Genomic DNA, 23,262 nt, shown 5'->3' on the forward strand with positions numbered 1-23,262 from the left:
GGAAGATTATGTTTTACAGCGTTGAAGAACTCATCCAACAAGCAGAAAATCGCTATGATGGCAATGTTGCTGAACTGATGATTGCAACCGAAATAGAGCTTAGCGGGCGCAGTCGCTCTGAAATCATCCAGCTTATGACAAAAAACCTAGAAGTCATGAAAGCCTCTGTCCAAAAAGGCTTATCGCCAGAAACATCACGCTCTGGACTGACAGGAGGCGATGCTAAAAAACTAGACGACTACATCAAAAAAGGAAAGACCTTATCTGACCTTACCATTCTCTCTGCTGCTCGCAATGCTATCGCTGTCAATGAACACAATGCCAAGATGGGCTTGGTCTGTGCAACACCAACAGCAGGCTCAGCTGGCTGTCTCCCTGCCGTTCTCACTACAGCTATTGATAAACTAGGACTCACAGAAACAGAGCAGCTACAGTTTTTATTTACCGCTGGTGCTTTTGGCTTAGTTATTGCGAATAACGCCTCTATCTCTGGAGCCGAAGGTGGCTGTCAAGCCGAGGTCGGCTCAGCCTCTGCTATGGCGGCAGCAGCTCTTACAATGGCAGCTGGAGGGACAGCTCAAGAAGCCAGCCAAGCGATTTGCTTTGTCATCAAGAACATGCTAGGTCTCATCTGCGACCCTGTCGCTGGGCTTGTCGAGGTTCCTTGTGTCAAGCGAAACGCCATGGGAGCGAGCTTTGCCTTTGTCGCAGCTGATATGGCGCTAGCTGGTATCACCTCAAAAATCCCTGTTGACGAGGTGATTGACGCCATGTACCAAGTCGGCTCTAGCTTGCCAACTGCCTTTCGTGAAACAGCTGAAGGCGGACTAGCAGCTACACCAACAGGCAGACACTTAGCTAAAGAGATTTTTGGCTAGATATAAAGTTTTAGAAAGAGCTCTATGATGTTAAAATACCTTTTCTTCGACCTTGATGGGACATTAGTTGACTCTAGTAAAGGCATCAAAAATGCTTTTCACTATACTTTTTCAAAGCTTAACATGCCAGTTCCTGATGAAGAAACTTTGTCAACCTTCATCGGACCACCGCTTGAGACCACTTTCTCACATTTCTTTGACAATCTTGCCCAAATTGAGCAGGCAATTGCTTTCTTTCGTGATTATTATCAAGAAAAAGGCATTCACGAGGTTAGACTTTACGATGATATTGCTTTTGCTTTAGAATCACTAAGCCAATCCTACCAGCTCTTTGTCACAACTAGTAAGCATGAGCCCTCTGCTCACCAAATGCTAAAGGCACTTGAAATTGACAGCTACTTTACAGCTATTTACGGCTCTACGCCCCAACGTTTTGTAAAGGAAGACGTGATTGCTGCCTGCCTTGATAAGCACAATATCACACCTGATAAAGCGGCTATCATCGGCGATACAAAGTTTGATATGATTGGTGGAAAAAAGCGTGGCATTGACTGTATCGGTGTCACATGGGGCTTTGGAGAAGAAGATGACCTAGTCCAATATGGTGCCAGCACTATCATCTCATCTCCCAAAGACCTCATCACTCATCTAACATAAAAAATCTTAGACAAATGTCTAAGATTTTTTGTTAATATCCCCAAGCAGATAGCCCTTGAGCATTGTAAGCTTTGATAGCTGCATTGACTTGGTCTTGAACTGTTGCTGTAGAACCCCAACCTGGCATGGTTTGGAAAAGACCTGAGGCACCAGAACCGTTAGCTGCGTTAGGATTTCCGTTTGATTCACGAGCAATGATGTATTCCCAAGTTGACTGTGGAACACCTGTTGCTGCTGCCATTTGAGCAGCGGCTGCTGTGCCGACACTTCCTGCAGTATTACCATTTGATAAACGAGTGGTACTTACAGTTGTTGCTTGCGCTTGACTAGTCTGCACTGGAGCTGTTGTTGTGTCTGTATAGACCTGTGTCGTTGCTTCTTGTGCGACTGGTTGTTGGGTATTAGTGTCTGTCATTTCTGTTGCTGTATCTACACTATCTTGTACTTCTTCGCTTGTACTTGCTAGCGTTTCTTCAGACGATTCACTGGTACTTGTGCTCACTTGGACAAGTGCACTCACTTGACTAGAGCTAGATGCCGTTTTGGCTTTGATTGCTTTATGCGCTTTTGATGATGAAATTTTAGCAGACAGCGTTTCAGTATTAACTTTTGTCGCTGCTAAAGTAAAGAAGAAAACACTGACACTAGCAACGACCACCAAGCCTCCTAAGAGAAGATAAGTCATGCGACGAACCTTTGCTTGACGACGTTCTTCATATCGACGTTTTAGTCTTGTCATATAATCGTTACACCTCATATTTCATTCTTACAATACCTATCATATACTTTGTTTGTTACTTCAAAATTGTTTCCTGATTAAAAATGTTACAAAGATATTGTTTCGACATAAAAAAACGCTAGAATAGCGTTCTTTTAGGGGCTTTTTAAGAGAAATAAGACTAATCCAATGAATAACATGACAAGGATTGTCAAGCTATCTTTACGCTCCCATTTGAGGATACGGTATTTACTGCGACCATCGCCGCCTTGATAACCTCTAGCCTCCATAGCGATAGCAAGGGCATCAGCTCGTTTAAAGCTTGAGGCAAATAGAGGAATGAGAATAGGAATAATCGTTTTGACTTTATTGAGTAGACTACCTTCGCCAAAGTCTACCCCACGAGCTCTTTGTGCATTCATAATGCGAGTCGTGTCATCCATCAAAGTTGGCACAAAGCGTAAACTAAGTGACAACATCAAGCCAATCTCGTGAGCAGGAACCTTAAATCGTGTTAGAGGACGTAAAAGAGACTCAACAGCGTCTGATAAACTAAGTGGTGTCGTGGTCAAGGTCAGCAAGGTTGAAAAAAAGATAATCAAAACAAAGCGCATAAAGATGAGACAGGCTTGACTAAGACCATAAGAAGTAATCGTTATGATACCAAAGTGGAACAGCGTTTTTCCGCCACCTGTAAAGAAAACCTGAAACAACGTGGTAAACAGGATAATCCCAACCATAGGACATAAACCCCGTAAGAAAAAGGATAGTTTTACCTGTGACAAGAGTATTGACAGTACTGTAAAGATGACTAGAATCACGTTGGTCACGAGATTATTTGCCCAAAATACAATGAGAATAAATAAAAACATAGCAATGAGCTTACTTCTAGGATCCAAGCGATGAATCAGAGAATTTCCTGGGATGTAACGTCCTAAAATCAACTTATCCATGGACGCACCTCCTCCATAAATGCCTCCAAAGTAATAGGCAATTTATCAAGCTGTAAACCTTTTTTGACCAAGGCTTGACTGAATTTTGTAATTTTTGGGACACCCAATTGCTTTTCTTCTAAAAAGTCTACTTGCTGAAAAACGTCACACGGAGCTCCTGCTAGCAAGATTTTCCCTGACTCAAGGGCATAAACTGTATCAGCATAATTTGCAACATCATCCATGACATGCGTCACAAGGACAATGGTTTGTCCCTTTTGATGCAAATCATGAAAAAGCGTCATCAACTCCAAGCGCCCTTTGGGGTCAAGACCTGCAGTTGGCTCATCCAGGACCAAAACCTCTGGCTCCATAGCTAAAATACCCGCAATAGCCACTCGTCTCATCTGTCCACCCGAAAGGTCAAATGGATTTTTATCGTGCAACTCTGGAGAAATACCAACCAACTCCAGTTTTTGACGTGCTAAGTCTTCTGCTTTCTCCTTTGATACACCAAAGTTTTGCGGTCCAAAAGCGACGTCTTTTAGCACTGTTTCTTCAAACAACTGACTCTCTGGAAATTGAAAGACGAGTCCAACTTTTTGACGGACAGATTTGATGTCTTTATTTTTTGACGTTGAGGTAATGTGCGTATTGCCAACAATAACCTCCCCCTCCGTCGGCAGATTTAATCCATTTAACAGCTGCATAAGTGTGGATTTTCCAGAGCCTGTGTGCCCAATGATAGCTGTATAGCTCTTCTCCTTGATGGACAAGCTAACATCAAATAAGGCCTGTCGTTCAAACGGCGTGCCTGCTTGATAGGTATAGCTTACATTTTTAAGAGAGAGCTCCATAGCCATTCCTCCAATTCATCCTCTGTCAAATAGTGTGTGTCTATTGGTAGTCCTAAGTCATTCAGGGCTGTTAGGACACTTGTTGTAAAGGGTTTGTCAAGTCCAATACTTTCTAAATCACGGCGTGAAAACAAGTCTCTAGGTGTCGTGCTAGACTCAACTTGTCCTTCTTTTAAGACCAAAACACGGTCACTCAAGGCTATTTCATCCAAATCATGGGTAATTGAGATGACAGTCATCTCGTGTTGCTTGCGAATGGCACTAATCACACGGATAAGTTCTAAGCGTCCTTTAGGGTCTAGCATACTTGTCGCTTCATCCAAGATAATAATCTTAGGCTGCATAGCAATGGCGCCAGCGATGGCCACTCGCTGTTTTTGCCCACCAGATAGACGAGCAGGCTCGCTATTTGCAAAAGCTTCCATGCCGACAACAGTTAAAGCCTCAGACACACGACGGCGCATGTCCTCAAGCGCAACGCCTTTATTTTCTAAGCCGAAAGCTACATCATCCTCAACCGTTGCTCCGACAAACTGATTATCTGGATTTTGAAAAACCATCCCTATCTTGTGGCGAATATCCCAGACGGTCTCCTCACTCATCAGCTGACCGTCAACCATGATGGTTCCAGACTCAGCTGCTAATAAACCATCAAGCAAACGCACCAAGGTTGATTTTCCGGAGCCATTATGCCCTACAATAGACAGCCACTCTCCTTGTTTCACGTGAAACGAGACATCTTTTAGATTGTAATGTTCATTTTGCTCATCATAGCGAAAAGACAAATGGTCCACTTCGATAATATGTGTCATTATTTAAAGGTATCCTTAAACAAATAGCTCGCTCCTTTGAAATAATCGTAACCTGAATACAGGGTGAAAAAGAGCGCAATGTAGAGTAAGATCGTGCCTAGTAGAGACACATGACACAGCAAGAGGATGACAGATAACATCTGTGTCGCTGTTTTTATCTTTCCTGGCATAGCTGCTGCTAAAACAGTACCACCATTTTCCACTAAGAGGAGACGTAGACCTGTCACTGCTAACTCACGGCAAATGATAACAGCCGCCACCCAAGCTGGCACCATGTCAAGTCCAACCAGCATGATAAAAGCACTCATGACAAGCATCTTATCTGCTAGAGGGTCTGCAAACTTACCAAAGTTTGTCACAACATGCCACTTACGTGCCAAGTAGCCATCTAAATAATCTGTAAAGCTAGCTACAGCAAAGACTATAGCAGCAACCACATGCCATAAGAGACTATCTGAAACACCTGTCAATATCAAAAACACAGGAATCATACAAATCCGTAAAATCGTCAGTAAATTGGGAATGTTTTCTTTTTTCACCTTGAATTAGTCTCCTTCCGTTACGTTAAGAGTTGCTGTATTAGCTGCACTTGTAATTGTAGTCATATCTAACTTCTGACCGTTGATGGTAACTGTGACGGCTTCTGGGTAGCCAAAGACAAATTGTGAGCTAGTAGCACCTGCATCTAGAGTCGCTGTCACAGATGGCTGTTGTGCTGTTAAGAGCACGCCCTCACTAGACAGGTCAGTATTTAACATAGACACCCAGCTTGAAGCTTCTCCAGATAAAGACACTTCGATAGTTACAGGTCTTGTAGCTTGCGACAAAGTGACAACGGTAGCACCGTTAGCATCTTGACTGACCGTTAGTCTAGGCGTTTGAGTCGAGCTAGCTGTTGTTGACTGTGACGTCGTTTTTTGACGACTAGTTGCTGTCTGCTTGCTCACTGGAAGTTGGCTAGACTGCTGCCACCATAGCCAAGCAAGAGCCGTCCCAGCTGAAAGAATAAGCACTATGGATATGCCTACTAGCCAGTTTCTAACACTGTAATAGCGTCGTCTGCCAGCACGAGATAAAGAAACCGACTCTGGCTTTTCTCCTTCAGAAACTATTGGCTCATTAACAGTTGTTTTACTATTGTCTGATAATGGCTCTAGTTTTTCTACTGGCAATGCTTGAGGTGAAGTAGCTGGCTCATAAGCAGGCTGCTCTGGTGCTTGGGGTACCGTTTCTTTGACAGTCAAGTTGAGATTGGCATTTTCCTCCTCAGCCAGTGAAACTGCCTTGGCATAAGCGCTAATATAGTGATCCAAATCTTCAACTGGAATCGCATCAAATCGGTTTAACTCTAAGGCTAGTAAATAGTGAAGAGGGATATTGGTTTCTTTTTCAATATCCTTTAAACTGCGGTTCAGCTTAAGTCGCCGGATTCTCAAACGATCGCCAAGTGTTCTTTCTTTCATATGGTTTCCTCTGTACGATTTCTAGTCTCTTCATTATATCAGAAAATGGCGATTATTTCCTGCTTATTTACTTTGGAAGCATGACAATTTCTGCTCTATCGGCTGTTTCAAAAAAAGAAAGCCCTTCTTGTAAAACATCCTCTAAGCTCATATTTTTTAACATATCAGGAATTTCCAAATACTGAGAAAAACGTGTCAACTGCATAGCCACGTCATAAGGGGAGTCCATCTCAGATAAAAAGGCACCATAGCACTCATAAACCACCTGCTGAAAATACTCCTCAGTCACATCAGGCAAATCCTTTATCTGGTTAATAGATTGCTGCAATTTTGTTGCTAAGGCAATCGGCTCACGTGTGTCTGCTGTTATCACTACAAACAACAAAGTGCCATAACACTCCACCTCGATGTCAAAACGGTCATCTATAAGACCAGCATCATACAAACCTTGATAAGATTGTGATGTCCAGCCTAGAAGCATATCTAAGAACAGCTGTAAGATCAACTTTGTGCGTAAGGGGTCTTGATTTTCACTAAGAGGAAGACCACGATAACCAACAGCCACTTTAGGGCTAACAATGTCTTGATAGACGGTCGCCTTTGCAATCACAGGATTGTAAGCAATAGGGATTTTTTCAATTTTCTTGGTTAAAGGAATTGTCAACATCTCCTCTGTGTTATCAATAACCTTGGCTAAATCCTTCGGTGAAAAATCACCAACCACAACCAGCCTACGATTATCCGCTGTGTAAAACAAGTCATGATTTTTCTGTAAATCCTTATAAGAAATAGCGGCTATGCTATCGCTACTGCCTGCAATATCTTGTGCCATTGGAGTAACTGGAAAGAGCTGAGCTAATAATAACTGATACAGCCTATCGTCAGCATCATCCTGATACATGGCGATTTCCTGCTCTATGATACCTTTTTCACGCTCAATAGATTGCTCTGTAAAATGCCTCTCAACAATAAAACTTTGTAATAGCTGTAAACTCTTTTTTACATGACCTGTCGTCGAAAAGAAATAGGACGTTCTATCAAAACTAGTATAAGCATTACTATCAGCACCTAGTTGACTGAACTGTAAAGCAACATCCTCCCCTTGTGCATCCTCAAACAGTTTGTGCTCCAAAAAATGTGCAATACCTGAAGGATAGTGATATGTCTCTCCCCTGTAAGAAAAGTCGGTATCCATAGCGCCAAAGCCAACACTCATCATCGCAACAGTCTCTCTAAACCCTTTTTTAGGAAGTAAAATCAGCTGCAAACCACTAGAAAGTTTAGCAGTATAAAGGGTTTCTCCAAACTGACTATATTCTTTTTGAATCAACTTCACCATCTTAGTCTTTTCCCTCTACAAAATACAAACTCTGTAACTTGATATAGCGTGCTACTCTGCTAATATCTTCTTTACTAACCTTGTCAAGTTCTGTCAACCACTCTTCTAAAGAAAGACGACTGCCTAGATGTTCATTAAGATACAATTCCTCAACGTTATAAGACACTTTATCTGTCATCATCAACTTCGTTGTTTTTAGCAGTGATTTCGTCTGCTCTAGAAGTTCATTTGAAAAGCGACCAAACTTGAGTTTAAAGAGCTGTTTGTTGATGGCATTTAAAACCTGACGACGATTTTTCTTATCAATACCTGCGTAAACATTGAGCAAACCAGTGTAAACATCTAATTGACAACCAATATTATAAGCTATCCCTAAACGCTCTCTGACATCTGTAAACAGCAACGAATGCGAGAAATTACCTAACATGCCTGACAGTAGGACTAGAGCTAAATTATCCTCTTTTGATTGATTGACTTGGCACCTATACCCTAACTGAAGAACAGATTGTTGAACTTGACGCCTGTTTGTCACTATGTTGACAGTGTTTTGTATAGGCTGTTGGTATTTTAATACTACATCGTTAGAACGGTCATCAAATGGCAGTTGACTCAACAGCTGAATCACTCGATAATCATCCACCTCTCCCACAACAAAAATATCAATACAGTCCTGCTGCAGCATCCTCTGAAATTCTTGATAAGCCGAGTAAGGTGTCTCTGCTTCAATGTTACTAATCTCACCATAAGGACTGGCTTTCAAGTCATCATCTTGGTAGTAAAGGCGCTGTAAATCTAATTGACTGCTATAAAATGTATCCTCTTCTTCAGCTTCCAAATAACGTTTTAAGTTGTTTTTTTCTAGGCTAAACACCTTTTGATTATACTGAAAACTACTGACTAATGGCGCATACAACACCTCTTTTAAGACATTTACGATAGACTCTAAGAGAGGTTCTTTATGAAAAGTATAAGCGTCTCTCATAAAACTAATCTCAATATCAACACGGTGCGTCTTTCCTATAGTTGATACATTGGTTGATAGACTAGCTCCATAAAGAGAAGCCAATTTCTTTCTAAATTCTAGGCTCGTTGGGTATTTTTTAGTGGCTGTTGCTAGCATTTGTGCTACTAAGACACGTCTGGTCACTGTTTTTTCAAGATGAGCTCCCGAAAAACGAAAGGTGATATGATTCATTTTGTAACCAGGCTTTTTGATAAAATGGAGATTGACACCTTCTGCAAGTTTCATGATTGGTCCTTTTCTTGAAAATCTTACCTCACATTATACCATTTTTTACCACTTCCTCCTACTGTAAGCGTTGCTTTGACAAGCTTGTCAACCTCCTTGATGGCTAAACATTTCGTTCTTTATCAGCTTATGGTATAATACTACTATCAATACCTGTGAGGAACTTATGCATTATACATTATTTGATGATTATATTACTTTACAATCGCTGTTAAAAGATTTACGCATTATACAAAGTGGCGGAGCTGTTAAAAGTTTTCTACAAGAGACGACAGTTCTCGTTAATGGCGAAAAAGAAACTCGTCGTGGTCGTAAATTGCGACTTTTAGATACCATTGTCATTCCCGATTTAGACATGACCATCACTATCACAGAGCCAAGTGCCGATGAAATCAAAGAACGAGAAGAACTTCTCAGTGAAAAAGAACGGGTCAAAAAGATTGTGCAAAAAATGAACCAAGACAATAAAGCCCAAAAAGCTCGGGCAAACAAGAAACAAAAACCCCGTTTTCCAGGAATGTAGGCTATGTGGATAGAGTCAATGACCCTTCAAAACTATCGTAACTACGATACGTTAGAAGCTCGCTTTTCACCTACGCTCAATATTTTCATTGGACAAAATGCACAGGGAAAGACAAACTTTCTAGAAGCCATTTATTTTTTGGCGCTGACAAGAAGCCACAGGACACGCTCAGACAAAGAGTTGATACAGTTTCAAAAAGATTCTCTGCATGTCTCTGGTTCTCTCGTTCGCACAAATGGTAAAGTGCCTCTTGACATCCATCTCTCTAAGCATGGACGCACAACCAAACTCAACCACTTGAAGCAAGCAAAATTATCCGATTATATCGGAAATATGACCGTCGTCTTATTTGCACCAGAGGATTTACAGTTAGTCAAGGGAGCACCTGCACTTAGACGGAAGTTTATTGATATTGATTTGGGGCAGATTAAGCAACTTTATTTGGCAGATTTATCTCAGTACAATCACGTGCTTAAACAGCGTAATAGCTACTTGAAGACGGCTGAGACGGTGGATAAGGAATATCTCTTTGTACTTGATGAGCAGCTCATCCACTATGGCAGTCGTGTCATCAAGCACCGCTATCAGTTTATCAAAGACTTGTCACAACAAGCAGATAAGCACCATTTCACGATTTCAAATGAGCTTGAGCACCTGTCTATCCAGTATCTCTCGTCTATTTCATTTACAGCTGTTGACGAGATTGAGGAGCAATTCAGAAAACAACTGGAAGCTTCTAGGAAGCGTGACCTGTTCAAAAAAAATACAGGTGTTGGTCCACACCGAGATGACTTGGCTTTTTTCATCAATGAACTGAATGCTTCCTTTGGTAGCCAAGGTCAGCAGCGTAGTCTCATCCTCTCACTAAAGCTAGCAGAGATCGACCTGATTAAGGCGTCAACTAAGGAATCGCCTATCTTGCTGCTTGATGATGTTATGAGTGAGCTTGACTATACTCGCCAAGAAAAACTCCTGCAAGCCATCAAAGACAATAATGTTCAAACCTTTATGACCACAACAAGCATTGACCATTTCAAAGACTTGCCTCAAGAGCTGAAACTCTTTACAATTGAAGCTGGTCACTTACTTGATGAAAAAGAATGACTATTTACAGTTGTGTTTACATATAATTTACATTTATTTACAAGAAAATAAGCTTAATATAGCTTGTTTTCTGTTTTTGATTTACAATAGTGTTGACATATTGTTTACAATAATAAAAAGAGGTTGACACCTCTTTTTATTATTGTACGGAGTAGTTAGGAGCTTCGTTTGTGATTTGAACATCGTGTGGGTGACTTTCTTTCAAACCAGCACCAGACATTTCGATAAATTGGGCATTTTCTCTGAGAGAGTGTAAGTCAGAAGCACCAACATAACCCATACCTGAGCGGATACCACCAAGCATTTGGAAGACGATATCTGCGACTGCGCCTTTATAAGCCACACGTCCTTCGATACCTTCTGGAACGAGTTTGTTAGCTTCATTGACAGAACCTTGGAAGTAACGGTCGCTTGAGCCTTTTTTCATGGCTGCGATTGAACCCATACCACGGTATGTTTTAAACTTACGTCCTTGGAAGATTTCTGTTTCACCAGGAGCTTCATCGGTTCCTGCAAACATAGAACCTAGCATAACGGCATTACCACCGGCTGCTAGAGCTTTGACGATATCTCCAGAGTACTTAATACCACCATCTGCGATGATTGTCTTGCCATACTCACGAGCCACACCTGCTGCATCATAAATCGCCGTGATTTGTGGAACACCGACACCGGCAACGACACGTGTTGTACAGATAGAACCTGGTCCAATACCAACCTTAACAACATCAACACCAGCTTCATAAAGGGCACGTGTACCTTCAGCTGTTGCAACGTTACCTGCGATAAGTGTCTTATCGGGGAAGTGCTCACGAATTTCTGCAATTTTACGAAGAACACCAGCAGAGTGACCGTGTGCTGTATCGATAACAATGGCATCTGCACCTGCTTCAAAGAGGGCTTCTGCACGCTCAAAAGTATCTGAAGTGACACCTACTGCAGCTGCAACCAAAAGACGTCCAAACTCATCCTTAGCAGCATTTGGAAACTCAATAACCTTTTCAATATCCTTGATGGTAATGAGTCCTGACAAGCGCCCCTCTTCACCAACTAGTGGTAATTTCTCAATACGGTGCTCGTGCAAGATACGCTCAGCTGTCTCAAGATCTGTACCGACAGGAGCTGTGACAAGATTTTTACTTGTCATATGTGCTGAGATAGGTTGGTTGTAGTCTGAGATAAAGCGCATATCACGGTTTGTGATGATACCAATCAACTGACGTTTTTCAAGAGTTTCGACGATAGGCACACCGCTGATACGGTAGCGTTGCATAAGGTCTTCAGCTTCTGAGACAGTATTGTCTGGGGTTAGGAAGAATGGGTCGATGATAACACCATTTTCTGAACGTTTTACCTTACGGACTTCTTCAGCTTGTGCCTTGATAGACATGTTTTTGTGGATAATACCAAGTCCACCAGCACGTGCAATCGCAATTGCCATTTGACTTTCAGTAACAGTGTCCATGGCTGCTGTAATAATAGGAATATTCAATGTCAAATTTTTAGCAAGTTTGGTTTGCATATTGACTTCATTTGGAAGTACATGACTTTCCGCAGGGATGAGCAAGACATCATCAAAAGTAAATCCTTTTTTCAAAAATTTAGTGTCCCAATTTGACATTTACAGTTCCTCTTTTCTATTTAGTAACAAGACCTTACAAGCCCTGTCCTAAGGGTTATTGTTACTATCATATCACGCTAAAATCATTTGTCAACTACTTCTATTTTATTTTTTAAAATGATACTCCTTCCACCATTTGTCAGAAAATTTGCAGAAATAAAAACTCTGCTAACAAGTTTTGTTAGCAGAATCTCTCAAATGCTTAGAAATAATTGATACCCATGGCAGCTTTGACTTCAGATAGGGTTTGCGCTGCTGTTTCACGTGCCTTGTCACTTCCTTTTTGCAGCATGTTGAACACTTCTCCCATGTCTTTAGCATACTCCAGGCGACGCTCACGAATAGGGCTCAACTCACGCTCCAAAATCTCAAGAAGATAGCGCTTGGTCTTGACATCCCCAAGTCCACCACGTTGATAGTGCTCTTTCATGGCTGCAATTTCTGCCTTGTCTTCCTCACGTCCAAAGATATCAAGGTAGTGAAAGACCATGTTGCCTTCGATTTGCCCTGGGTCTTCGATACGAATGTGATTAGGGTCAGTGTACATGGACATGACTTTTTTACGAACGGTATCCGCATCGTCTGAAAGGTAAATCCCATTTCCTAGAGATTTTGACATTTTGGCGTTGCCATCAAGCCCCGGAAGACGTCCAGCAGCTTCATTTTGCGGAAAGATCCCTTCAGGTTCCACCAAGACATCTGCTTTATAGGTGTGGTTAAAGGTGCGCACCACTTCACGAGTTTGCTCAATCATAGGCTTTTGGTCGTTACCAACTGGGACAAAATTCGCTTTAAAGGCTGTGATATCCGCTGCCTGTGACACAGGATAGACCAAAAAACCAGACGGAATAGACTCACCAAAGCCTTTTTGAGCAATCTCTGTTTTAACCGTTGGATTGCGCTCAAGTCTCGCTACAGAAACGAGATTGAGGTAGTACATGGTCAACTCTGCCAGCTCTGGAATCTGACTCTGGATGAAAATGGTCACTTTCTCTGGGTCAAGACCTACAGACAGATAGTCTAGAGCGACATTTCCGATAGACTCTTTGATAATAGCCGATTCTTTGGCGTGGTCTGTTAGGGCTTGCTGGTCTGCTAAAAAGACAAACATCTTGTATTTATCTTCATTTTGCAGAAGCACACGATTTTTTAAGCTTCCTACATAATGCCCCAAATGTAATTTTCCTGTCGGGCGATCGCCTGTCAAAATAACTGGTTTTGTCATAATTACTCCATTCTTTTTTTATCTTATTTATCAAAAAAACTCGCACAGCTAGCTGTGCGAGGACGTCTCTATAACGTGGTACCACCTCGATTAAGTAGTGTAACTACTCATCTCACTCTTCAAAGAAGAAGCACGCTAAGGGGTGCTAGTCCTGAAACTTATGTATTTGTTTCACGTCAAACATCAGCCCAAAGTCATCTTGTAATTGCTGGCTTGCAGCACCGCCAACTCTCTATAAATCACTCGTGATAACCCTTCTGAATAACACCTTTATTCTATGTTATTTCCCCTTGTTTGTCAAGTTAGAATAAGGTTCTTGACGTCTTCTAAAGCTTTTGTGATAATAGAGTCATAAGTAAGAAAGAGGACGCAATGACTAAAAAACTTTTTGATTTCTTCTTGGTGACCGTTGGATCACTCATTTCAGCTGTCGGCTTTAACGTCATGTTTTTACACAACCATATCGCCTCAGGTGGGGTTGGGGGATTAGCTGTCAGTTTTGAAAAACTTTTTGGCTGGACTCCTGCGACCTTTGTCATGGCAAGTAACATCCCACTGCTGGTGCTCTGCCTTGTTTTCTTGGGAAGAGGGGTCTTTCTTAAAACCATTTATGGCTCACTGATTTATCCCGTTTTTATCCAGATGACAGCTAACTTTCCAAATGTCACTGACAATCAGCTGCTAGCAGCTCTTTTTGGTGGGGTTATCGTTGGAGCTGGACTTGGGCTTGTTTTTCTTGGCAATTCCTCCACTGGAGGAACAGGTATCATCGTACAAATCCTCCACAAGTACACACCACTGCCTTTTGGTGTTGTCCTTGTGCTCATTGACGGTCTTGTGGTGGGGATTAGTCTTGTTGCCTTTGATGCGGATACTGTGATGTACTCTATTATAGCTCTGATTACTATTTCCTACGTGGTAGAGGTTATCAGTACTGGCTTTAATGCATCTAAAAATATTATGATTATTACCAAAGAAACCAAGCAAGTTCGAGATTATATCACAAACACGCTTGACCGTGGCGTTAGCCAGTGGCCAATCATCGGAGGATTTACAGGTGGGACAAAGGAAATGCTGATGACCACTGTCTCTAGTATCGAGTTTCCTCGCTTGCAAAAAGAAATCCTCAAATACGACGAAACAGCCTTTATCATTGCCATGCCTGCTAGTCAAGTCATGGGGCGTGGCTTTAGTCTGACAAAACAGTACCATAAAGCAACAGACGACATTCTTCCGCCGATGTAGTCCGTTGAAAAATCAACACTTTTTAGGTAAAATGAAGATGCAATAAAAAATGAGGTGAAAGAATTTGCTAACAGTTTCTGACGTGTCGCTACGCTTTAGTGACCGAAAATTATTTGATGATGTCAACATTAACTTTACAGCAGGTAATACCTACGGTCTTATCGGTGCCAACGGTGCAGGAAAATCAACTTTTTTAAAAATCTTAGCAGGTGATATTGAGCCTACAACTGGGCATGTGTCACTAGGACCAGATGAGCGTCTCTCGGTTTTGCGTCAAAATCACTTTGACTACGAGGAAGAGCGTGTCATTGATGTCGTCATCATGGGAAATGAAAAACTCTACAACATCATGAAAGAAAAAGACGCCATCTACATGAAAGAGGACTTCTCTGACGAGGATGGCGTGCGTGCTGCTGAGCTCGAGGGTATCTTTGCTGAGCTAGGTGGTTGGGAAGCTGAGAGTGAGGCTTCACAACTCCTCCAAAACCTCAACATCCCAGAAGACCTCCACTACCAAAACATGAGTGAGCTGGCAAATGGGGACAAGGTCAAAGTCCTCCTTGCAAAAGCGCTCTTTGGTCAGCCTGATGTGCTGCTCCTTGACGAGCCTACTAACGGTCTTGATATCCAGTCTATCACTTGGCTTGAGGACTTCCTCATTGACTTTGAAAATACCGTCATCGTCGTTTCTCACGACCGCCACTTCTTAAATAAAGTCTGCACCCACATGGCAGACCTGGACTTTGGAAAAATCAAGCTCTATGTCGGTAACTACGACTTTTGGAAACAGTCAAGTGAGCTCGCTGCTAAATTGCAAGCAGACCGCAATGCTAAAGCTGAAGAAAAAATCAAGGAACTGCAAGAGTTCGTCGCTCGTTTCTCCGCTAACGCTTCCAAATCCAAACAAGCAACCTCTCGTAAGAAAATGCTGGATAAGATTGAACTCGAAGAAATCGTGCCTTCTAGCCGCAAGTACCCATTTATCAAGTTTGTCTCTGAACGTGAAACTGGAAAAGACTTGCTCACGGTAGAAAATCTCTCTGTGACCATTGATGGTGAGAAGATTTTAGACAATATCAGCTTTATCCTACGTCCAGGTGATAAAACAGCCTTTATCGGACAAAACGACATCCAAACCACAGCTCTTATCCGTGCGCTCATGGATGATATCGACTACGAAGGCACTATCAAATGGGGGGTAACCACAAGTCGTTCTTACCTTCCAAAAGATAACTCTAAAGATTTTGCAACAGATGAGTCTATCCTTGAGTGGCTACGCCAATTTGCAAGTAAAGAAGAAGACGACAATACTTTCTTACGTGGCTTCTTGGGACGTATGCTTTTCTCAGGTGATGAGGTTAACAAGTCTGTCAACGTTCTCTCAGGAGGTGAGAAGGTGCGTGTCATGCTCTCAAAACTCATGCTCCTCAAGTCAAACGTTCTCATCCTTGACGACCCAACCAACCACTTAGACTTGGAGTCTATCTCTAGTCTAAACGACGGACTCAAAGACTTTAAAGAATCTATCATCTTTGCTAGTCACGACCACGAGTTCATCCAGACCCTAGCCAATCACATCATCGTCATCTCAAAAAATGGTGTCATTGACCGTATTGACGAGACTTATGACGAGTTTTTGGACAATGCAGAGGTTCAAGCTAAAGTGGCTGAGCTTTGGAAATCGTAATAAACATTCAGCAAGTCTGGAGCACTAGAGGCTTCAGACTTGATTCTTTTATAGCCCTAGACAAGGAGTGACTATGGCATTCTTGAAAAAATACCAGAAAACCTTTTATTACCTGTGCAGTTTTCTCCTGCCTGTAGCGATTCTAGCTTTTATCTTACTGACACAAAACATCTATTGGAACAGTCCTACAACTATTCTAGCCAGCGATGGCTTTCACCAATATGTGATTTTTGCTCAAAACTTGCGCAATATCTTGCATGGTCAGGACAGTCTTTTTTACACTTTTACAAGTGGGCTAGGATTAAATTTCTATGCGCTTATCAGCTACTATCTTGGAAGTTTCTTGTCACCCTTTGTTTATTTCTTTAATCTTGAGACTATGCCTGACGCCATCTATTTGTTTACCTTGATAAAGGTTGGCTTAATGGGGCTCTCTAGCTACTACATGCTCACAAAGCTTTATGCGAAACTGCATAGAGCCCTTGCTCTAGCACTCTCTTTGTCCTATAGTTTAATGAGTTTTGCTATGAGTCAGATTGAGATTAACATGTGGCTGGATGTCTTTATACTAGCGCCTCTGATTCTTTTAGGGCTAGATCGTCTCATCAAAAACCGAAAAGTCCTCCTCTATTATCTGGCGCTCTCTCTTTTATTCATCCAAAACTATTATTTTGGATTTATGATGGCGATTTTTCTGGTGCTCTACAGCATTACCTTATTCAGTCGATTGACGACTTGGAAGGAACGTCTCCTTAGCTTTGTGCGGTTTGGCCTCATCTCGTTGCTTGCTGCACTGACCAGCTGTGTCATGCTACTTCCGACATATCTTGACTTGTCAACGCATGGCGAGGAGTTGACAAAGTTGACAACTCTCTTTACAGAAGATAGTTGGTATCTTGACTTCTTTGCTAAAAATCTAGTGGGAAGTTATGATACCACTAAATTTGGAGCGCTTCCCATGATTTATGTGGGACTGTTTCCTCTCTTTTTGACACTCATCTTCTTTACTCTAAAGCAAATCAACTGGAAAATACGACTCTCTTATGCTTGTTTATTTGCTTTCTTGATCGCTAGTTTTTATCTACAGCCACTTGACTTATTTTGGCAAGGCATGCATGCCCCAAATATGTTTTTACATCGCTATGCCTGGGTCTTTTCGCTCCTTATGATTGTGGTAGCTGGAGAGACCTTGACCTACCTCAAAGAAAATCAACTGAGACACTCTCTTCTAGGTATAGCTATCCCTAGTCTTGGTTTTATCGCTACTTTTATCGCAAGAAAACACTATCCTTTCTTGACAGGCTACCTCTTTATCTTTACGCTAATCTTTACACTGGTTTACATAGTGCTCATCATCAGCTGGAAAAAAGGCTGGTTTACAAAGTCCATTTTTGTTAGTTTTATCCTACTGTTCACCGTTTTAGAGGTGACCTTTAACACGCACGCTCAGATTACTGGTGTCAAAGACGAATGGGTCTTTCCAACAAGAGAAGGCTACGAACGGCAGCTAACAGAGATTAGTAAACTCGTCGCTCTGAGTAAAGAAAGAACCAAGACCTTTTTCCGAACGGAGCGTAATCTTCCTCAGACAGGAAATGACAGCATGAAGTTTGGCTACAATGGGATTTCACAATTCTCATCTATTCGCAACAGGCTCTCTAGTAGCATGCTTGACCGTTTGGGGTACAAGTCTACCGGTACCAATCTCAACCTGCGCTATCAAAATAATACCTTGATTGCTGATAGTTTGTTTGGTATCAAGTATCTGCTTGCTTCAGAGGATGTTCCTAATAAGTATGGTTTCTCGCTAGTCGCATCTGAAGATGCTGTCAGTCTATATGAAAATAGCAATGCTAGCCAACTCGCCATTCTAACAAACGGTGTTTACAAAGATGTCAAGTTCACTGTCAACACACTGGACAATCAAACTGCCCTTCTCAATCAGCTTACTGGGCTTCATGACAGCTATTTTTCCCGCTTATCATCTCAATTGGTCAGTGGAGCTAGTCAGCTTGACAAGACAGTAACAACGCAACAAGTAGACAATGGCACCGCTTCTGTCACTTACAGCTTTAAGACAACAGAGAAAAGCCAAGTCTACCTCAGCATGCCAAATATCCTATTTTCAAATACCAATCAAGAAAATGTTGCTATCGCCATCAACGGTAAAACGGTTCATTACACCACAGACGATGCCTATACCTTCTTTGATTTGGGAGAATTTGACGCCAATGAGAATATCACAGCTACCATCACCTTCCCAGAAAATCAGCGTGTCAGCTTCCAAGAACCACACTTCTATGGTCTGAATATTGCCAATTACCAAAAAGCAATGACGATTATAAACCAAAAAGATGTTTCTGTTAGCACCCACAGCAATCACGTCACCGCTCACTATCAAGCGGACAAAGCAAGTTCTCTCTTCTTTACACTGCCATATGATAGTGGCTGGTCTGCTAAAGTCGACGGAAAAAAAGCGACCATACGCAAAGGGCAAAGCGGTTTTATGATGGTTGATGTTCCTAAAGGAAAACACACAGTAACACTCACCTTTGTGCCAAACGGGCTCACAGCAGGAGTCGGTCTTTCTCTACTTGGTATCAGTGGTTTTCTTGGCTATCTCTACATCCAAAAGAAAAGAGTAAAACATTAAAAGAGACAGGGATCCTGTCTCTTTTTTGATAGCTCATTTTTAAAGCTAAAAAAGAGACGTTATAAAACGTCTCTTAGTTGCCTTATCACTCCGGCAGCAGGACTCGAACCTGCGACATCATGATTAACAGTCATGCGCTACTACCAACTGAGCTATGCCGGATAAATAAAAAACTGCCAAGCAGTTTTACTATAGTCCGTACGGGATTCGAACCCGTGTTACCGCCGTGAAAAGGCGGTGTCTTAACCCCTTGACCAACGGACCAGAAAAGGAACTGTCCTTATTACTCTTACTATTATAGCAGAAAAAAAGTTTTTGTCTAGCACTTTTTTGAAAAAAATTATTTTTTTCATTCTTTTTTTCCAATAATGAAAAAAGAGGTAGCACAAATAGAGAGACCCTAAATGCTGCCACCTTTCTTTTCACGCTGTCAATCTCATTCAAGGCTGCTTCAGAAACAGCCCGATTTTACTAGTCTCAAGCTCGTTGACACTGGTTATCCAATTTGTTACAATGCCCTTGAAAAAGGAGGACCTCTTATGATTGATCATTTCGGTATTAAGGTCAAAGACTTTACAAAAAGCAAGGATTTTTATCAAAAGGTTTTGCGACCTCTAGGCTATCAACTAGCAGCGGATTTTCCGCAAGCTGCTAGCTTTGTAGAGCCTAATGATTGTGACCTCATGGGCGATTTCTGGCTGAACCAAGGGGAAGCTGAGCCTCAGCACATTGCCTTTCATGCAGATACGCATGCTCAGGTCGATGCTTTTTATCAGGCAGGGCTAGCAGCAGGGGCTAAAAGTAATGGTGAGCCTGGCTTGCGTGAAAACTACCACCCTAACTACTATGCTGCCTATCTTATTGACTCTGATGGTAACAACATAGAAGCTGTCTGCCACAAAGAAGAACATTAAACACTTTAAAAGCACCTATGAGCTAGCTCATAGGTGCTTTTTGCTGTCCGTCTATTTAGTTGTAAGCTTATTGACACTAGCGGTCAATTTTGTTAGAATAGTGTTGTTGTGGTTCCATAGCTCAGCTGGATAGAGCATTCGCCTTCTAAGCGAACGGTCGCAGGTTCGAATCCTGCTGGAATCATTTTTTTCTTGCCCTTTATTTGTGATAAGGGCTACCTTGCTGAATCATAAAGGCTCGGTAAATCTGCTCGATAAGAACCAGTCGCATCAATTGATGGGGCAGGGTTAACTTGCCAAAGCTCACCAACTGGTGGGCTCTTTTTTTGACCTCAGGAGCTAAGCCAAGACTTCCTCCAATGATAAATGTAAGGGTCGAGTAGCCGCTTAATGTGGCATTGGCTAATGTTTGACTAAAGGTCTCAGAAGGAAATTGCTGTCCTTCAATCGCAAGCGCCATGACATACTCACGCTCAGAGATTTTGGCTAAGATACGCTCAGCCTCTTTTGCCATGATAGCTGTTTTTTCTGCCTCACTCGCATTATCAGGTGTCTTTTCATCTGGCACCTCAATCAGCTCTAACTTGGTAAAGCGACTGAGACGTTTGCTATACTCTGCGATACCCTCTTTGAGGTATTTTTCTTTTAGTTTTCCGACGGTGATGATTTTTACTTTCATATTTTTATTTTACCATATAAACAGAAAATTAACAGCTTTTCCACAAGTGGAAAAGCATTTTTAGAAGCTAGAAGTAGCGTAAAAGCGTAAGAAATCTTCAAAGGTCATTTATTATCCACAGTCTGTGGATAACTTTTAAGAGAACCTTTAAGGTCTAATTAAGTCTGCTGATATATTGTTAGTAAAAATGAATTGACTAAGGAGTTTTTTATGAAGTCTATCGCAACATTTTTCAAAGGTTGGGGAAAATGGTTGGTCGTGATTATCATCGGATTTATCGGTGGTATTCTAGGAGCGCTTATTATCCTGAAAACCCCTCTTGGTTCTAACTCCAGCTCAAACTCAACAACAGTTGCTGGTAAGGTGGTCTATAATAATTCAAATAGCACTACTAAGGCGGTTGAAAAAGTTCAAGGAGCTGTTGTTTCGGTTATCAATTACCAAAAAACACAAAGTTCAAGCTCTGATTTGTACGGACGACTTTTTGGCGGTGATAGTCAAAATAGCCAAGACAATAGCTCAAGCTCTGATACTACAGATAACGGCTTGTCTGTTTATGGTGAAGGGTCTGGTGTCATCTACAAGAAAGACGGTGATACTGCTTATCTCGTTACCAATAACCACGTTATTGACGGTGCTCAACAAATCGAGATTCAGCTCTCAGATGGCACAAAAGTTGTTGGTGAATTAGTCGGTGCGGATACCTACTCTGACCTTGCTGTCGTTAAGATTAAATCAAGTAAAGTGAAGGATATTACCGTTGCTGAATTTGCTAACTCTTCTACTATCAAGGTCGGTGAAACAGCTATCGCTATCGGAAGCCCTCTTGGTACAGACTATGCCAACTCTGTAACACAAGGTATCGTCTCAAGTCTTAGCCGTACCGTGACAACAACTAATGACAGCGGACAAACCATCTCAACAAACGCTATCCAAACCGATGCCGCTATCAACCCAGGGAACTCTGGTGGTCCTCTCATCAATATCGAAGGACAAGTCATCGGTATCAACTCAAGTAAGATTTCAAGCACATCATCATCTAGTCTATCAAGTGGTGATTCTGTCGAGGGTATGGGATTTGCCATTCCATCAAACGACGTGGTGAAAATCATCAACCAGCTTGAAAAGAACGGTCAAGTGACCCGTCCAGCTCTTGGTATCTCCATGACGGACCTTAGCAGCCTATCAACAAGCGCCATCAGCCAGCTCAACATCCCAACAAGTGTGACAAATGGTGTTGTGGTAGCTTCTGTACAGTCTGGTATGCCTGCTAGTGGCAAGCTTGAAAAATACGATGTCATTACTGAAATTGACGGCGAAGCTGTTACTTCAACAAGTGATCTCCAAAGTCTCCTTTACGACCATAGCATCGGAGATACTATCAAGGTTACCTTCTACCGTGGAACAACTAAGAAAACCGTTGACATTAAACTAACAAAATCAAGTAAAGATTTGACCTCAAGTTCTAGCTCTGCTAGCGAGTGATTTTCTTCTAGTGATTTTGACTCAGATATAGTACAATATTAGCGAGCTCGTCTCGCAAAAAAGGTTGAGAGTTCTCAACCTTTTTATCATACTTTTAATGACTAGGACAATTTATGACGAAAGACAGATTAACAACGATTGCGATCAAAGATATCAGCCCCAACCCTTACCAACCTAGGCTTCATTTTAAACAAGAAGAGTTAGAAGAACTAGCAGCTTCTATTGGGCAAAATGGGATTATTCAACCTATTATCGTGCGTCCATCTGATATTTTTGGCTACGAGCTAGTGGCAGGAGAGCGTAGGCTAAGAGCGTCGCAGTTAGCAGGACTAACAGAAATTCCTGCCATCATAAAACAGCTTGATAACACGCAGAGTATGCAACAAGCCATTATTGAAAATCTACAACGTAGCGATCTTGACCCCATAGAAGAAGCGCTGGCTTACCAGCAACTGATCAGCAAAAAAGAGCTAACCCACGAAGAATTAGCACAATTTATGGGCAAATCACGCCCCTACATCACAAATAGCCTTAGGCTCTTGCAGCTGCCTAAAAGCATCCAAGAAGGCTTAAGAAGAGGTCACATCAGCACTGGGCAAGCCAGGCTTCTATTGACACTAGAAAAAGAGGACACTCAGCTTACATGGTACCAAAGAGTGCTAAAGGAGCAGCTCACTGTCCGTCAGCTAGAAAAGCAACTAAAGGCAAAGGCACCTAGCAAAAAAGAAAGTAAGGATCTCTTTACCAGCCACGAGGAGCGTGCTCTAGCAGAAAAGTTAGGACTTGACGTAAAAATCCACACCAAAAAAGACGGCTCAGGGACGTTGAGTATTACCTATAAGACCTTAGACGATTTAAACAGAGTTATAAACAGTTTTAAATAAGCTGTTTATAACTTCTTTTTTTATATTCACTTTTCCACAAGATAAAAACGTGAAAGCTCTAGAGAAATCTTAGAAAGAAAGTTTTTCACAACCTGTGGATAAGTCAAGTACACACCTGTTGACTCTTTTTGTCCACAGTTGCAACTATTTAGATCTTCTTAGGTTACTTTTTGATGACAAATTTAGCCTTCTTTTTGAGTAAAAATCAGCTAAACACGTGATAATACTGACTTTGTGGATAACTTTTTAAACAAATCTTTTTCTTTTTTGCCTGTGGAAAACTATGTGAACTTATGGTACAATAAAGAAACTGAATTTATCCACAAGAGGACTGCCT

General features: G+C 41.7%; 21 protein-coding genes and 3 tRNA genes. 11 read left to right on the top strand and 13 right to left on the bottom strand.

What is annotated here, in order from left to right; genetic code table 11:
• Nucleotides 1-8: 8 nt before the first annotated feature.
• Complete coding sequence (gene sdaAA, locus G5B60_RS10920) at nucleotides 9-878, top strand: L-serine ammonia-lyase, iron-sulfur-dependent, subunit alpha (protein WP_164684012.1); 870 nt, start codon at nucleotides 9-11, stop codon at nucleotides 876-878.
• Between the two features lie 24 nt (nucleotides 879-902).
• Nucleotides 903-1,535: an HAD hydrolase-like protein gene (locus G5B60_RS10925; protein ID WP_241154538.1), complete on the top strand. Its 633-nt coding sequence runs from the start codon at nucleotides 903-905 to the stop codon at nucleotides 1,533-1,535.
• Between the two features lie 31 nt (nucleotides 1,536-1,566).
• Here the strand turns inward: G5B60_RS10925 and G5B60_RS10930 are convergent, their stop codons facing one another.
• The 8 genes from G5B60_RS10930 to yfmF form a co-directional block, all read right to left on the bottom strand.
• On the bottom strand, nucleotides 1,567-2,274 hold the full coding sequence (locus tag G5B60_RS10930; RefSeq protein ID WP_206225098.1) for a transglycosylase SLT domain-containing protein: 708 nt from the start codon (nucleotides 2,272-2,274) through the stop codon (nucleotides 1,567-1,569).
• Nucleotides 2,275-2,408: 134 nt separating this feature from the next.
• The gene (locus G5B60_RS10935) at nucleotides 2,409-3,206 is read right to left on the bottom strand and encodes an energy-coupling factor transporter transmembrane component T family protein (RefSeq protein ID WP_164684013.1); all 798 of its coding nucleotides are present in this window, start codon (nucleotides 3,204-3,206) and stop codon (nucleotides 2,409-2,411) included.
• A complete protein-coding gene (locus tag G5B60_RS10940) occupies nucleotides 3,194-4,042 on the bottom strand; it encodes an energy-coupling factor ABC transporter ATP-binding protein (protein WP_164684015.1) in 849 nt (282 codons plus the stop codon). Before G5B60_RS10940 ends, G5B60_RS10935 begins: the two co-directional genes overlap by 13 nt.
• Nucleotides 4,018-4,854 (bottom strand): energy-coupling factor ABC transporter ATP-binding protein, encoded by an 837-nt coding sequence (locus G5B60_RS10945; protein ID WP_164684017.1) that lies wholly within the window; start codon nucleotides 4,852-4,854, stop codon nucleotides 4,018-4,020. Before G5B60_RS10945 ends, G5B60_RS10940 begins: the two co-directional genes overlap by 25 nt.
• Nucleotides 4,854-5,393 carry a CDP-diacylglycerol--glycerol-3-phosphate 3-phosphatidyltransferase gene (gene pgsA, locus G5B60_RS10950; protein WP_277423799.1) on the bottom strand — a complete coding sequence of 180 codons (540 nt, stop codon included), beginning with the start codon at nucleotides 5,391-5,393 and terminating at the stop codon, nucleotides 4,854-4,856. The genes G5B60_RS10945 and pgsA overlap by 1 nt, the downstream gene beginning before the upstream one ends.
• A 6-nt stretch (nucleotides 5,394-5,399) precedes the next feature.
• Nucleotides 5,400-6,317, bottom strand: coding sequence for a helix-turn-helix domain-containing protein (locus G5B60_RS10955; protein WP_164684019.1), 918 nt, complete (start codon nucleotides 6,315-6,317; stop codon nucleotides 5,400-5,402).
• A gap of 67 nt (nucleotides 6,318-6,384) precedes the next feature.
• Entirely contained in the window at nucleotides 6,385-7,656 is a 1,272-nt protein-coding gene (yfmH, locus tag G5B60_RS10960; RefSeq protein ID WP_164684021.1) for an EF-P 5-aminopentanol modification-associated protein YfmH, read from the bottom strand.
• A 1-nt stretch (nucleotide 7,657) separates the two neighbouring features.
• Nucleotides 7,658-8,905: an EF-P 5-aminopentanol modification-associated protein YfmF gene (gene yfmF, locus G5B60_RS10965; RefSeq protein ID WP_164684022.1), complete on the bottom strand. Its 1,248-nt coding sequence runs from the start codon at nucleotides 8,903-8,905 to the stop codon at nucleotides 7,658-7,660.
• A 166-nt stretch (nucleotides 8,906-9,071) separates the two neighbouring features.
• Here yfmF and yaaA point away from each other — a divergent pair, with 166 nt between their 5' ends.
• Together yaaA and recF are read left to right on the top strand one after the other, a co-directional pair.
• Nucleotides 9,072-9,428, top strand: coding sequence for a S4 domain-containing protein YaaA (gene yaaA, locus G5B60_RS10970; protein WP_164684024.1), 357 nt, complete (start codon nucleotides 9,072-9,074; stop codon nucleotides 9,426-9,428).
• Between the two features lie 3 nt (nucleotides 9,429-9,431).
• A complete protein-coding gene (recF, locus tag G5B60_RS10975) occupies nucleotides 9,432-10,532 on the top strand; it encodes a DNA replication/repair protein RecF (protein WP_164684034.1) in 1,101 nt (366 codons plus the stop codon).
• Nucleotides 10,533-10,671: 139 nt separating this feature from the next.
• Here recF and guaB read toward each other — a convergent pair whose 3' ends face one another.
• Together guaB and trpS are read right to left on the bottom strand one after the other, a co-directional pair.
• Nucleotides 10,672-12,153 (bottom strand): IMP dehydrogenase, encoded by a 1,482-nt coding sequence (guaB, locus tag G5B60_RS10980; protein ID WP_164684036.1) that lies wholly within the window; start codon nucleotides 12,151-12,153, stop codon nucleotides 10,672-10,674.
• A 202-nt stretch (nucleotides 12,154-12,355) separates the two neighbouring features.
• Nucleotides 12,356-13,378, bottom strand: a complete 1,023-nt coding sequence (gene trpS, locus G5B60_RS10985; RefSeq protein ID WP_164684038.1) for a tryptophan--tRNA ligase — start codon at nucleotides 13,376-13,378, stop codon at nucleotides 12,356-12,358.
• A 372-nt stretch (nucleotides 13,379-13,750) separates the two neighbouring features.
• On the opposite strand from trpS, the gene G5B60_RS10990 reads away from it, so the two are divergent.
• From G5B60_RS10990 to G5B60_RS11000, 3 genes are all read left to right on the top strand, one after another.
• Nucleotides 13,751-14,623 (top strand): YitT family protein, encoded by an 873-nt coding sequence (locus G5B60_RS10990; protein WP_164684040.1) that lies wholly within the window; start codon nucleotides 13,751-13,753, stop codon nucleotides 14,621-14,623.
• A 64-nt stretch (nucleotides 14,624-14,687) separates the two neighbouring features.
• On the top strand, nucleotides 14,688-16,310 hold the full coding sequence (locus tag G5B60_RS10995) for an ATP-binding cassette domain-containing protein (RefSeq protein ID WP_164684041.1): 1,623 nt from the start codon (nucleotides 14,688-14,690) through the stop codon (nucleotides 16,308-16,310).
• Nucleotides 16,311-16,383: 73 nt separating this feature from the next.
• Entirely contained in the window at nucleotides 16,384-18,963 is a 2,580-nt protein-coding gene (locus tag G5B60_RS11000) for a YfhO family protein (RefSeq protein ID WP_241154539.1), read from the top strand.
• Between the two features lie 88 nt (nucleotides 18,964-19,051).
• On the opposite strand, the gene G5B60_RS11005 is transcribed toward G5B60_RS11000, so the two are convergent.
• Both G5B60_RS11005 and G5B60_RS11010 read right to left on the bottom strand, forming a co-directional pair.
• Nucleotides 19,052-19,125: transfer RNA gene (locus G5B60_RS11005), tRNA-Asn, on the bottom strand.
• A gap of 30 nt (nucleotides 19,126-19,155) precedes the next feature.
• Nucleotides 19,156-19,227: transfer RNA gene (locus G5B60_RS11010), tRNA-Glu, on the bottom strand.
• Between the two features lie 275 nt (nucleotides 19,228-19,502).
• Here G5B60_RS11010 and G5B60_RS11015 point away from each other — a divergent pair.
• Both G5B60_RS11015 and G5B60_RS11020 read left to right on the top strand, forming a co-directional pair.
• Nucleotides 19,503-19,877 (top strand): VOC family protein, encoded by a 375-nt coding sequence (locus tag G5B60_RS11015; protein ID WP_164684044.1) that lies wholly within the window; start codon nucleotides 19,503-19,505, stop codon nucleotides 19,875-19,877.
• A 110-nt stretch (nucleotides 19,878-19,987) separates the two neighbouring features.
• A tRNA-Arg gene (locus G5B60_RS11020) sits at nucleotides 19,988-20,061 on the top strand.
• Between the two features lie 15 nt (nucleotides 20,062-20,076).
• Here the strand turns inward: G5B60_RS11020 and rlmH are convergent.
• Complete coding sequence (gene rlmH, locus G5B60_RS11025) at nucleotides 20,077-20,556, bottom strand: 23S rRNA (pseudouridine(1915)-N(3))-methyltransferase RlmH (protein ID WP_164684045.1); 480 nt, start codon at nucleotides 20,554-20,556, stop codon at nucleotides 20,077-20,079.
• A gap of 210 nt (nucleotides 20,557-20,766) precedes the next feature.
• On the opposite strand from rlmH, the gene G5B60_RS11030 reads away from it, so the two are divergent.
• A complete protein-coding gene (locus G5B60_RS11030; protein WP_164684047.1) occupies nucleotides 20,767-22,041 on the top strand; it encodes a S1C family serine protease in 1,275 nt (424 codons plus the stop codon).
• A 113-nt stretch (nucleotides 22,042-22,154) separates the two neighbouring features.
• Complete coding sequence (locus G5B60_RS11035; protein ID WP_164684049.1) at nucleotides 22,155-22,925, top strand: ParB/RepB/Spo0J family partition protein; 771 nt, start codon at nucleotides 22,155-22,157, stop codon at nucleotides 22,923-22,925.
• The last annotated feature ends 337 nt before the right edge of the window (nucleotides 22,926-23,262 follow it).

Source organism: Streptococcus hyointestinalis (assembly GCF_011039275.1).
Lineage (GTDB): Bacteria > Bacillota > Bacilli > Lactobacillales > Streptococcaceae > Streptococcus > Streptococcus hyointestinalis_A.